Below are 12383 nucleotides of genomic sequence, written 5' to 3'. Positions count from 1 at the left end.
GGTGCTTGTGCTTACTTTGCGCCCTTTTTTCTACCTTTGCGCCTTCAAAACGCTTTTCCAAACTTCATGACTTACGACATTACGCTCATCGGTGGTGGTATCGTTGGCTTGGCTACCGCCTATCAAATCTTACAACGCAACCCCAACCTGCGTCTTCAAGTTATCGAGAAAGAAAACGCCGTTGCTGCTCACCAGACGGGCAATAACAGCGGAGTCATTCATTCGGGGATTTACTACAAGCCCAATAGCTTGAAGGCGAAAAATTGTATAGAGGGCTATCATCTGCTTCTCGATTTTTGTCAGAAAGAAGGTATTTTTTACGACTTGTGTGGGAAAGTGATTGTCGCGACACAAGAAAGTGAGCTGCCTGCGCTGCAAAATATCTATGAGCGTGGAAAAGCCAACGGCTTAGGAGATTTAAAACTACTTTCTGCCGAGCAAATCAGGGAGCATGAGCCGCATGTGGCAGGCATTAAAGGCATTTTTGTATCACAGACGGGTATTGTGGATTACCGTTTGGTGGCAGAAAAACTTTGGGCTGCGGTACAAAAGGCGGGTGCCGAGGTGCGCTTAGGTGAAAAGTTGCTCGAAATAAAGCAAGAAGGCAGCCTGCTGCACCTCGAAACTTCGAAGGGTACTTATCAGAGCCGCTTCCTTATCAACTGTGCAGGATTGTATTCCGATAAAGTGGCTTTGATGACGGAAAAAAAGTTGCCGTTGCGCATTGTGCCGTTTAGAGGCGAGTATTACAAATTAAGACCTGAAAAGGAATATTTAGTAAAATCACTTATCTATCCTGTACCAGACCCTGCCTTTCCCTTCTTGGGCGTGCATTTTACGCGCATGGCACGTGGCGGCGTGGAGGCGGGACCTAATGCAGTTTTGGCATATCAAAGGGAAGGGTATCGCAAGTCCGATATTCAGTGGGGCGAACTCTATGAAACCCTCACTTGGAAGGGCTTTCAAAAAGTGGCGTTTAAATATTGGAAAACAGGCTTAGGCGAACTTTATCGTTCCTACTCAAAAGCTGCCTTTACACGTGCGCTGCAAAAGTTGATTCCCGAAATCACCGAGCAAGACCTCATAGACGGTGGCGCGGGCGTGCGTGCGCAAGCCTGCGATAGAGAAGGTGGCTTATTAGATGATTTTATGATTGTAGAGAAAAACAACATCTTGCACGTCTGCAATGCCCCTTCCCCTGCCGCTACTTCTTCTTTGGCAATCGGCAAGACTTTGGCAGAGATGATTCTGAAAAAGGTATAAAATATTGATTAGTAAATTAAGTTTTAAATTTATACTTCAAAGCTAACTGTCTAAGGGCAGTTGGCTTTTTTGCTTCTAATGTTTTTCATTTTTCATACTACTATCTTTTAAAATAAAGTTCTTCGCTTTCCAAAGTAAGGGGGGAGGGAATGTTGTTGTGATACAAACCACCCGTACCCAGACCTTGTGGTAGTGCCAAATCATACTGCGCTGCAAATTGTGCGATAGCGTTAAGCCCTATATTCGATTCAAGTGCCGAGGTAAGCCACCAACCTATGCCCTTTTCTTGTGCTAATTCTATCAAAAACTTACTCTTTTGCAAACCTCCCAAAAGTGTAGGTTTTATGATGCAATAGGCGGGACGCACGGCTTCCAACAAGGCGGGTAGGCTTTCTGAATCTTTGCCGATAAGTTCTTCGTCTAAGGCTATTGGGATAGGTGAATTTTTGCACAAATCGCTTAAAAAGTCCCATTCTTCGGGATTAGAAGGGGCAATGGGTTGCTCGATGGAATGAATTTGATACTTTGCAAGTTGTTCTAATTTTCTCAAAGCCTCCTGCTTCGAAAAAGCACCATTGGCATCTAAGCGAAGGATAAGTCTTGGGTCTGCTTCCTTTTTTTCTCTTATTTCTGATAAAATCTTACATTCTGTTTCGAAGTCTAAAGCTCCAATTTTGAGTTTGAGGCAGGAAAATCCAGCTTCTATTTTGGCTCTAATTTGCGCCCGCATGACTTCGGGTTTTCCTATCCAAATAAGCCCGTTGATGTGAATTTTTTTTCTGCCCCGATAAAAATCTTGGTCAAAAATTTTCCACTGATTGTGTGGGTCTTGATTTTTGAGCAAGTAGTCGGAAAGACGTGCTTCCAAATTGAGCCACGCCGTTTCCAATCCAAACCGAAAGGCAGGGTGTTGAAGGGGGGCTTGTTTCCAAAAGCCTTGCGATTCGGGAAGCAAGCCCTGTGCAAACAACGACTCGACTTCGGCGACCCATTTTTCTATTTCTACCTGATAATCGGGGCTTAGATGTGAAAGTGGAGCGGCTTCGCCACAGCCTTTTATTTCGGGCAAATCGCGATGGCAGAGATAGATTTGATAACTTTGATGCGTTTGAAGCACGCCTTTTGAAGTGGCAGCCTCGAAGCGAAATGCCAAGGGGTGCTTTTTGATAGAAATTTGATAGGGCATAAAAGCAGAAGGAGGGGCTATTTTTTGTTAAAAAAAGTCAAAACAGAAACCTAAGAAGCAAGATAACACAAAATCCTAAGTTTTCACTGCATTTTCGCTCTTTGGGTTTCGAATAGAAAATATTTTTTTGTATTTTGCCTTCGATTTACGCTACCCCTGCACTTTTGCTGCTTTTTTCGTCCGATTTGAAGAGGGGCGAGCCACCTTGCCTTCTCCAAATGGGAAGTCCGCGCTGGTCTGTTTTACCGCCTTTTACCTGTTCTAAATTGCTTTACTTTTGAAATTGTAGCCCTTATCCAAATGGAAAAAACCTTAGACGATTCGCCCCTAAACCAAATCTTGGATAGCATTTATGATGTAGAAAGCTATGTCGCAGGCAAAACGCATGAGGATTTTCTCAATACCTCCCTGATACGCATGGCTACCCTCAAACAGTTGGAGATTATTGCACAGTTAGCCAGCGAACTGCCCGAAGACATCAAAAACGAGTATAGGGAAATTCCTTGGGCAGAGATTCAAAAGTTTGGCGACAACCTGCATCACGAATACTATGGCATCAACCATGAGCGGATATGGCGTATTGCCAAACAAGAGATTACGCCGCTGCGCAAACAAATTGAGAGAGTGATAGACAAAAAGTTGTGAAAATCATAGGCGAAAAGGGCTTAAAAGTAGCTTTATGGAGGGCTTAAAAAATGTAAAAATTGCTATTTTTAGATAAAAGCCTTATTTTTGTCCTGCTCTTAAAAGTTCCTCACGACAAGGGCAAAAGGCAACTCTAAAAACACAAGGACAAAAAAATGCCTTGTTGCGTTTCGTCCTTTTTCTTCTCCTTTTTACTCACTCTTTTAGCTTGTTTTGGTATGTTTATTCAAATAATGGTTACATTGCTTGTCTTGGGACTCTTTTTTGCACTCATGGCAGTGCGTTTGGTGGCAAAAAAAGACGGCGAATTTCGTGGGACTTGTGCCAGCCAGAATCCTTTTCTGAAAAGAGAGGGCGAAAGTTGCAGTTATTGTGGCAAATCGGTAAGCGATTGTCCTAATAAATAACCCTTTGGGGCAATATTCAAGTGTAGAAAACCTTTTTGATACCTTTCTTGTGGCTAAAAACCTTTTATTTATTTTCCTAATGCGCTCTTTTTGGCAATCTCTAATGGGCTTAATTCTTCCTTTTTCCAAAAAAAAGACCTCACTTTTTGTTATTCCCTACTTTTCGCCTCTACTTTTGGTTTCTGTCGTCTTTCTTTTTAGCTCTTGTGCAAGCTATCAGAACAACCTACTCTTCCGTACAGGCGAAGACTTCGACAACCGCGCCTTCGATGCCTTAAAAGCAGATGCAGAAAAAAATTACCGCTTAGAGGCTTTTGACCAAATTACCTTTCAAATTTTTACCAATGACGGCGAGGTTTTGGTAGAGCCAAACTTAGAATTTACAGAAGCCGTTACTGATGAAATAGAGGGACAAAGCGCAGCCCGACGCGGGCAGCAGGCACGCGACCCACAGGCAGAGCCAGAGCCGCAGATTGGCGTGAGCATGCAGCAAAATAATAACATTGGCATTGGTGGAGTCGGAGGGGCAGGGCGATTTACACAACTTCGCCGCTATACTATCTTCGAAGATGGAACAGTTTTGTTTCCCAAAATTGGAATCGTACCTGTAAAAGGCTTGACTTTGAGAGAGTTAGATACCCTTTTGGCACAGAAATTTGCAGAATTTTATGTAGAACCCTATGTCATTACCCATTGTGTGAGCAGGCGTGTGATTGTGATGGGGGCAATGGGAAACAAAATCTTACCACTTAGATACGAAAATACAACACTTTTAGAAGTATTAGCCGCAACAGGCGAACTAAGCGACAACGTTCGCACCAATCGTGTCCGCATTATGCGCCAAGCCGACACAGGAAAGCCGATGCTCAAAAACATAGACCTTAGCACTTGGGAAGGCGTAAAGGAAGCGGAATTGATTATCCTACCAAACGATATTGTGTATGTAGAGCCGCGCCGCCGCCCCTTCAAAGAATTTATCGGCGATGTCGCTACTTTTACGTCCGCTGTGGGTTCTACCATTACCATCTTGCTCACTACCTTATTGCTCTACGACCGCTTTAATAATCCTTAGCCGCCAATCTTGTGCTTTTTCAGAAGTGCCAAAAAGGGCAGTCGTATTGGCTGATGTTCTTGCTGTTTTCTTATTTTTACAATCGTTTGTTATATGTCTGTTCAGTTTCCAAACCAAAGTTTTAATGAGGTAGAAGAAGAAGACGCGCTCTCCGACATTGATTTGGGTAAAATCGTGGTCGTGATTCGAAAAAGTCTGCTCTGGGTTGTTCTATTTTTTATCTTATCTTTTGCCTTAGTTTTTTTATTTCTAAGATACACAAGACCTATCTTTCGTGCCAATTCCGAATTGAAGTTGGAAAATTCCAGTGGAAGCCCCTCTTTGGGTTTGGGTCTTTTCGATTCCGAAGACCAGATGCAAAATAATTTGGTCGGCGAAATGGAGTTCATTCGCTCGCGTGTTTTGATGGAGGAGGTGCTGACGCGCATCAAATTAGACGTAAGCTATTTCGTCAGGGGGCGTTTTTGGTTCAATTATGATGAGCGTTTTCTTAGCTCGCCTTTTCAGATACGCGATTATGCCATTAAAAATCCTCTTTATTATAGCAGAGAAATTAACCTCGATTTCATCGACCAAGACGAATTTACACTCACCTATGAAACGCCCGAAGGGGAGGAAATCAGCACTATCTACAAGTTTGGCAGGCGCATCAAGACAGATTATTTTGAACTATTTGTAGATTTAAACCTGAATAATTTGAAGGAAACCGACCTTTCACGCAGTTTCTTTTTCACAATACAAGACAAAAACTCACAAATTCGATACCTGACCTCGTCCTTAGAAGTCAATGTCTTGAACCCTAAGGCGTATAGCATAGAAATTGCCTTTGCCGACCATAGCCCTGTGAAGGCAAGTGCCGTCATCTCTACGATTTATGATGCCTATAAAGAGAAGACCTTAGAATATAAAAATCAGAAATACCTCCAAACACGTGAGTTTCTCGAAAATCAGATGCAAATCATGAGCGATAGTTTGGAAAGTGCAGAAAACGCCATTGATGCCTACAAAAGGGCAAATGGAAATCAGGCAGAATGGTTAGACATCAAAACAAAGGTAGAAGAAATTTTAGCCAATATACGAAAATTACAAGAAGAACGCCTGCAAATTATATCGGAACTAAAAGCCTACTCCAAGATTGCCGAATTTATCGCGCACGATAGCAGTGCCATGCTGACCAGCACCTACGCACTTTTGGTCAATGATGCGCGAATCCGCGACAAAATTACCGAAGTAGATAGGCTCAAAAAAGAAAAACAAGCCCTTTTGCTTACCGCCAAAGAAACGACGGCTGCCTATAAAAAGAAGGAATGGGAAGTAGGTATTGCTGAAACAGATTTACTAAAAATTATAGAATTTAATAAATTGCTTCTCTATGACAAGCGAAATGAAATTGATGCTAACATCAGAAAGCAGGAAGGTTCTATTCCCGAAGGGGCAACCTTAGATTTGGAATTAAGGCGACTGACCCGCTATTCTGAATATTATCGCAATAATTACAACTTATTTTTGACCAAATTGGTGGAAAATAGTATTTCTATGGCAGGAACAGTTACCAACTTGCGCCTAATTTCGGCGGCTTCTGTGTCTACCATACCCATTTATCCGCAGAAAAAGATTTTTTATCTCTACGCATTGGCGGCAGGTCTGATTTTGAGTGTGGGCTTTGTGGCGGTACGCTATCTTTTAGAGAATAAAATTATGAATGTTAAAGAGTTGGAGGGACTAACGGCTGCGCCTATCTTAGGCATTGTCCCTGCTTCGCGTGAGCGCATGCCTTATTCGCAAATGATTGTGCATAAAAAGCCGAAGGCGGCTTTGAGTGAGGCGATGCGTTCTATTCGGACGAATTTAGATTTTTTTGGGAATTTACAACAAAAAACCATTCTATCCGTAACTTCTACCATTAGTGGTGAGGGCAAGACCTTTGTGGCACTAAATTTGGGCGGCGTTATCGCGATGTCGCAGCTTAAAGTGGTCTTACTCGACTTAGACTTGCGCAAGCCCAAAGTCCATTTGGTTTTCGGAAAAGATAACATCAAAGGCATGAGCGGGCTTCTGATTGGAAAACACACCTTAGAAGAATGTATCTATCAGTCTGAAATTCAGGGATTTGACTACATTACCGCAGGGGTGCCGCCTCCAAATCCTTCCGAACTTATCATGAGCGAAGCCTTTGATGCCTTGCTGCTCAAACTCAAACAGACCTATGACGTGATTTTATTAGATACGCCGCCAGTAGGGTTGGTTACTGATGGTGTTATCGTGATGCGAAAGGTCGATATCCCGATTTATGTAGTTCGTGCCGAATATTCACGTCGTAATTTTATCAAAAATATCAATAAACTTTACCAAAATCAGGATTTCCGAAAACTCTCGGTCGTGCTAAATGGCGTTTCCTCACAGGGCGTTTATGGAGCAGGCTACGGGTACGGCTATGGGTATGGCTACGGGTATGGCTACGGCTACTACGACGAAGACCATAAAAAAAGCATTGGCAAAACCCTAAAAACAAAAATCGCAGCAATTTTTACGTTTATTTTTAACAAGAAAAACGATTCATGATTTCACTCTTTAAAAGAAAACTCAAATCGTATGGTATGCTCATGCCGCTGCAAGCCGACATGCACTCGCATTTGCTACCCGCCTTAGACGACGGTTGTGCCAACTTTGAACAATCGATTGCGCTGGTGAAAGAAATGATTGAGTTGGGCTACAAAAAACTTATCCTCACGCCCCACATCATGCAGGATTTCTATCGAAATTCGCCAGAGGGCATACTTCAGAAATTAGACCAACTTCAAGACTTACTTCGCAGCTTGAAATTAGAAATAGAATTGGAGGCTGCCGCCGAGTATTATTTAGATGAGCATTTTTTTAAAAAAATAGAGAAAAATGAGCCACTTCTGACTTTTGGCAAGGAAAGGTATTTGCTCTTCGAAACCTCTTATATGAATCCTTCGCCCTACCTCAAATCCGCCATCTTTCTCTTACGCGCCTCTGGATATACGCCTATTTTGGCGCACCCCGAACGTTATGTGTATTGGTATAATAATCCAAAAGAAATTTTAGAATTAGAAGAACAAACAGGAGTGCTTTTGCAAATCAATATCAATTCTTTGGTAGGATATTACTCAACACCTGCCAAAAAGATTGCTGAAATGCTAATTGATGCAGGAAAAGTGCATTTTTTGGGTACAGATTGCCACAATCAAAAACATTTGGAGATGCTCAAAAAAGCGCGTGCCTCTGAATACTACGCCAAAGCCCTACAACTGCCTCTGCTTAATAACAAACTGATTGACAACCCTTATCCCGACTCTACCCCTTTGCGGTAAGGATTAGAAAATGCCCATTACGATTGAAAATTTAGGTGAAGAGATAGACTTTTCTAAGCAAGACCTCTTGCAAGAAAAGTCTATTCTGACCCTAATTCTACAAAATTATATAGACTTTTTGCACATTTGCGGCGGAAAAGGAAAATGTACCACTTGCAAAACAAAGATTTTGGAAGGCATGGAACTACTAACGCCTCTTTCGCCTGCCGAAGAACGCCTTAAAAGGCTAAACCGTTTGCAAGCCGATGAACGCCTCATTTGTCAATGCCAATGGTCGTTGGAAAAGATAGACCTAAGTTCGCAGGCAGTCTTGCGTTTGGCGGTTTTGCCCGAAAATCAACTGCCACACCTTCAATATGTCCCTTTGGAAAGCGATTTAGGCAAAGATTCGTAAGATTGTAGCCTCTGGCGAACATAGTCGGGGACACTTTCTTTTTTTTCTGTTGCAATTTTTATGTATTCTTGATAATAAAATTTGGCTTTTTCCAATTCCTCTCGCTCGTGATGGGTATCGGCTAAACGCAAAACAGCAAAAGGAATCGTGGCGGAGAAGCTAAAAACATAGGTATTCCACGCTAAGGCATCGCGATAACGCCCTGCCTTTAATAGATAAAGTCCGTAATCGGAGAGCATGCGTTGCACCTGTATCGCTTGCAAGCGGCTATTAGGCGACTCAAAAGTTGCTAAAAAATGCGCCTCGTCCTCAAATTTTTTCAAATAGCCCGCCCCCCAAAAGCCAAAAAACGCCTCTATCGTTTGGACGGCACTATCATAACGCCCTTGCTCGTAGAAATCTTGCGCCTTCAAATGCGCATTGTGAAGCAAACGGAGTGCCTCATCTTTGGGGTTCATATAGTTTTGAGGATAAATTACTTTATCGTATAAAAATACAGACTTTTCAATTTCGCCACTAATGGCGGCTTGGCGTGCCGCTTGCAAGGCTGATTTGGCGGGGTCGTAATCAACTTGATTCTGATAGATAAGTTTCAAACTTTTTTTATTGATTTCATAAATGCCACAATTTGTGTTTGCACTATACGCTTCTTGTGAGCAAATCCAAATTTTACCTGCCCGATAGACGCAATGTGTGATTTTAGACGCATTAAAGGCGTAGTTAAGTTTAATTTCTTGTAAAATTTCCTCGCCTCCTTCTGCAAGAGAAGCATATAAAATGAGCTGATAAGTTGGATTTTCTGCCTCACTACCTTCTATAATTTGTGGTTTTATCCATAAATCCTTGTATTTTTTTGGCAACAAGCGAGTTTCCAAACTGTCTATTTTCTTCTGTAAGGCAAGCTCTTGTTGTAATAAACTGGGCGCAGCCACTGTTTTTTCTTGCAATTCGCTTAGGTGGTCAAGTGCTTTTTCTTCAAAAATAGGCGTGTAGGTGCTATCGGTGGCGGTTGCGCTGGCGTTTTGCATTTGGTTGGTGCTTTCCTGACAAGCCAAAGAGAAAAAAAGAATAGAAAAATAAAGCACAAATCGAAGAAAAAGATAAGGCTTTTTACCGTTCTGGTATCCAAATTTATTTCCAAATTTATGTCCAAATATTTGTTCAAATTTATGTCCAAATGTCGGTTTGGTGCGCATACGAAGGTAGGTTTTATACAAGTTTTGGGTGGAAAGGGGCAAAATAAGGGCTTCAATCCCCCTGTCAAAGATTTTACCAAAGTAAAGATACTCATTTTTTTGATTGCTTCTTCCCTTATTTTCCATAAAAGTAGTGCCTTGCAGGTGATAAAAATGCTTTGATGCCTATTTTTTTGCTACATTTGCCTACTTTTCTTTTTATATTGCGACATTTATAGGCGCAAAGGTAAAAAACGCATTTTGTTTTCCAACAAAAAAAATAAAAAATTGAATTATACTCTACAAAATAAAATCTATGCTTGGCTTTGGCATATTTTAGCGGCAAAGCGGCTTTCGGCTCTGCCTACGCCTTTGGCTTGGCGATTTTATGCAGAGGACACTACTTTTGAAGATTTGCACCTGCTCATTAGCACTTCTTTTCAAAAAAAAGAACAAAAAAAAATATACTTGCATTATCTATGTTTTTTAAGTACTGAGCCAAATTCACAGACTTTTGTTAAAAAAATAGTAGAAGAAAAAGTAGAAAAAGGCAGCGATATAGCCAAAGTGCTTGCTATATATTTTCATTTTTTTCGTAAAAATTTGCCTAATAAATTAAAACGAAATTTGCGCCTACGTTTGATGTCGCTTCCTGCTGATAAGATTTTTTTTGAAGGTAAAATATACAATTTTGCATTTTCAGATATTTGTAAAATTTTACACCCAAAATTTAACCTATTAACACAAAATTTTATCAAAGAAAAATTATATCAAGAAAAAAACAAAACTTCAAAAAAAGAAAAATGGAAAGAAATTGAATTTGCACATACGCAAAATCTACCCTTTGCGGTGCGCCAACACCAAATTGCACAGGCTTGGGCGGCTCTTTTGCCTACCCTTTCTGAAGACGAACTTTGTAAAATTTGTCCCTACCTTTTTCTGCACGTACCCGAATGTATAGACAGTTGGGTGGAAAATTTGCAGGAAATTCTACAAAATACTGATAATCAAAGACTTAACGCGCCTATACATTTTGAAAAATGGGTAGAAGCCAAGCAAAATCTGCATCAGGCTTATGTCAAGCGCATGAGCAAACTGCTCAATACTTCTGACTTTTTGGAGGGCATTATCCAAACGCAGGAGCAGGAATTGCGCCGTTTGCAGGCGGTTAGTAGGCGGTTGTTGTCTATGTTAGAAAATGAAGTTTTTTTTGATAATTATTATACTTTGCTTTTTTACTTTTATGAGTTAGAAAAGTTAGAAAAAAAGTTTTTTGTAAAACTTACAAGTCGTAATTTTTCGCAAATTAGCCAAGAGATGCAGGGCGTTTTATCACAAATTGTGCAGTTGCAGCAAGATTTGGAACAGGCACGCAGCAAAGCACTTTCGCGCGATTTGGCAACACAAACCGAACAGATTTGGCAGCAAGCTGAACGAAAGTTTCTCAAAAAACTGAAAAAGAAAGTCGCCTTTTTTCAAGAAATAAACAAAATTTTATATTCCGAAGAAGGACAGCAGGTAAATCGTCTGTTTTATTATTCTGCCTTGCAAATTCAAGAAGTGCTTAAAAAGATTGCCGAAAATATAGAAGCATTAGAAAATGCAATTTTGTATAAAATTAGAGGTAGGATTTTAGCTTTTAAAGAGATTCAACAGCACTATTTGGCACAAGCACAGCCCAAAGTGGAGGCAGCTCTCTCACAGAGTTATGACATTGCTTTGGCAGTGGTGGCGCAGTTGCTCGAAAAATTGCATCAGGCGAATATTTTACAAGCCCAAGCACTTGCCAAAACAGAGCGTCCTGATACTGAAAATCCAGCTCTTTTAGGGCAGGCATTAGAAGAAAATTTAGAAGATAAGCAGAAAAAACAAATAAAAAAGGGAATTAAATTAGAAAATTTCCAAAATTTATATAAAGAACAAGTGCGAAAAAGCTATTGGCAAAAAAGTGAGGAAGCATACGAAAAAAGATTGAAAGATATTAGAAGAGAACTTACTGAACAGCTTTCACAGGCGCGAAAAGCAGCACAGGGCATGCTTGAAATAACGCAAGATTCGGTAGGAGAGGTATTGCAAGAAGTAAAACAAAATGTAAAAGTTTTTTATGAACAAATTGCGGAAGAAGAACAACAACTATATCCTTTTTTTACAGAAATTAGGGGAAAGGTCAGGCAAATTTTAGAAAAAAAAGAATACGACGGCGATTTTCTCGATTTCTATCCCAATCTTTCTAAGGTGAATAAGTTACAGAAAACAATTCATAAAGCGATTGAAATAAGGGTTCAAAATGAAAAGGTAGAGCCACTTAAAACGCTACTTTTGCTCGATGGCGTTTTGGCTATGGATATGTTGAGTTTGCAGAAAGCGGCTTTTTGGGCAGCTTTGTGGTCAAAAGTCAATGCGGATACAGAGGTCTGGATATTATCAAAACAGTTAAAAATTCCACTTAAAAATTTAAAAAGATACGACACAATTTTAGCCAAACAGGAGGCAATAGAAAACGAATTGATGCAATATGCTACCAATCAGCCTGCCCTTTGGCAGCCCACTTTTACGGCACTATCGGCTGATTATGAACGTGTTTTTTATCTAAACTTAGAACCCGAAGCGGAAAAACCAGATTTTAACATTTCAGACGATTTTAATTATAGCATTTTGAAAAAAGAACTTTTGAAAAAAAATAAGAGTAATTTTTACAAAAAAAGGTTTTATTTAATGCGCTTTTCCAAAAGGGAAAATGGTTTCTTTTTTTATCCTCCCTTTGTAGAGATGGGAAATGGCAACCTCAAAACGCTTTTGGAAGTGGTGAAATGGTTTGAAATCAATATTTAAACGATTCAGGTTACCGCTTTGAGAATTTGTGGGCGACTGTAAAAAAATCTTTTTTCGAGCTACTAATTCCCCGA

Annotated in this window: 10 protein-coding genes; 8 read left to right on the top strand and 2 right to left on the bottom strand. The window is 40.5% G+C overall.

The window, feature by feature from the left end:
* Positions 1-66 precede the first annotated feature (66 nt).
* A complete protein-coding gene (gene lhgO, locus G500_RS0100480; RefSeq protein ID WP_027001172.1) occupies positions 67-1263 on the top strand; it encodes an L-2-hydroxyglutarate oxidase in 1197 nt (398 codons plus the stop codon).
* 100 nt (positions 1264-1363) lie between these two features.
* On the opposite strand, the gene G500_RS0100475 is transcribed toward lhgO, so the two are convergent.
* Positions 1364-2449 (bottom strand): o-succinylbenzoate synthase, encoded by a 1086-nt coding sequence (locus tag G500_RS0100475; RefSeq protein WP_027001171.1) that lies wholly within the window; start codon positions 2447-2449, stop codon positions 1364-1366.
* A 300-nt stretch (positions 2450-2749) separates the two neighbouring features.
* Here G500_RS0100475 and G500_RS0100470 point away from each other — a divergent pair, with 300 nt between their 5' ends.
* The 6 genes from G500_RS0100470 to G500_RS21795 all read left to right on the top strand — a co-directional run bounded on the left by G500_RS0100470 (position 2750) and on the right by G500_RS21795 (position 8302).
* The gene (locus G500_RS0100470; RefSeq protein WP_027001170.1) at positions 2750-3094 is read left to right on the top strand and encodes a HepT-like ribonuclease domain-containing protein; all 345 of its coding nucleotides are present in this window, start codon (positions 2750-2752) and stop codon (positions 3092-3094) included.
* A gap of 218 nt (positions 3095-3312) precedes the next feature.
* Complete coding sequence (locus G500_RS21805; protein WP_035755864.1) at positions 3313-3501, top strand: hypothetical protein; 189 nt, start codon at positions 3313-3315, stop codon at positions 3499-3501.
* A gap of 103 nt (positions 3502-3604) precedes the next feature.
* Positions 3605-4573, top strand: a complete 969-nt coding sequence (locus G500_RS0100460) for a polysaccharide biosynthesis/export family protein (protein ID WP_161626050.1) — start codon at positions 3605-3607, stop codon at positions 4571-4573.
* Positions 4574-4666: 93 nt separating this feature from the next.
* Complete coding sequence (locus G500_RS24645) at positions 4667-7135, top strand: GumC family protein (RefSeq protein ID WP_051203182.1); 2469 nt, start codon at positions 4667-4669, stop codon at positions 7133-7135.
* On the top strand, positions 7132-7908 hold the full coding sequence (locus tag G500_RS0100450; RefSeq protein ID WP_027001168.1) for a tyrosine-protein phosphatase: 777 nt from the start codon (positions 7132-7134) through the stop codon (positions 7906-7908). The genes G500_RS24645 and G500_RS0100450 overlap by 4 nt, the downstream gene beginning before the upstream one ends.
* A gap of 10 nt (positions 7909-7918) precedes the next feature.
* Complete coding sequence (locus G500_RS21795) at positions 7919-8302, top strand: 2Fe-2S iron-sulfur cluster-binding protein (RefSeq protein WP_051203181.1); 384 nt, start codon at positions 7919-7921, stop codon at positions 8300-8302.
* Here the strand turns inward: G500_RS21795 and G500_RS0100440 are convergent.
* Entirely contained in the window at positions 8260-9498 is a 1239-nt protein-coding gene (locus tag G500_RS0100440) for a tetratricopeptide repeat protein (RefSeq protein WP_154656956.1), read from the bottom strand. The two genes, G500_RS21795 and G500_RS0100440, sit on opposite strands and share 43 nt — an antisense overlap.
* A 267-nt stretch (positions 9499-9765) precedes the next feature.
* Between G500_RS0100440 and G500_RS0100435 the strand changes: the two genes are divergently transcribed.
* Positions 9766-12309 (top strand): coiled-coil domain-containing protein, encoded by a 2544-nt coding sequence (locus G500_RS0100435; protein ID WP_154656955.1) that lies wholly within the window; start codon positions 9766-9768, stop codon positions 12307-12309.
* The last annotated feature ends 74 nt before the right edge of the window (positions 12310-12383 follow it).

The organism is Hugenholtzia roseola DSM 9546, from assembly GCF_000422585.1.
GTDB classification, from domain to species: Bacteria; Bacteroidota; Bacteroidia; order Cytophagales; family Bernardetiaceae; genus Hugenholtzia; species Hugenholtzia roseola.
Note: the sequence above shows the minus strand (reverse complement) of the source record. Positions and strands in the feature narration are given on the sequence as shown.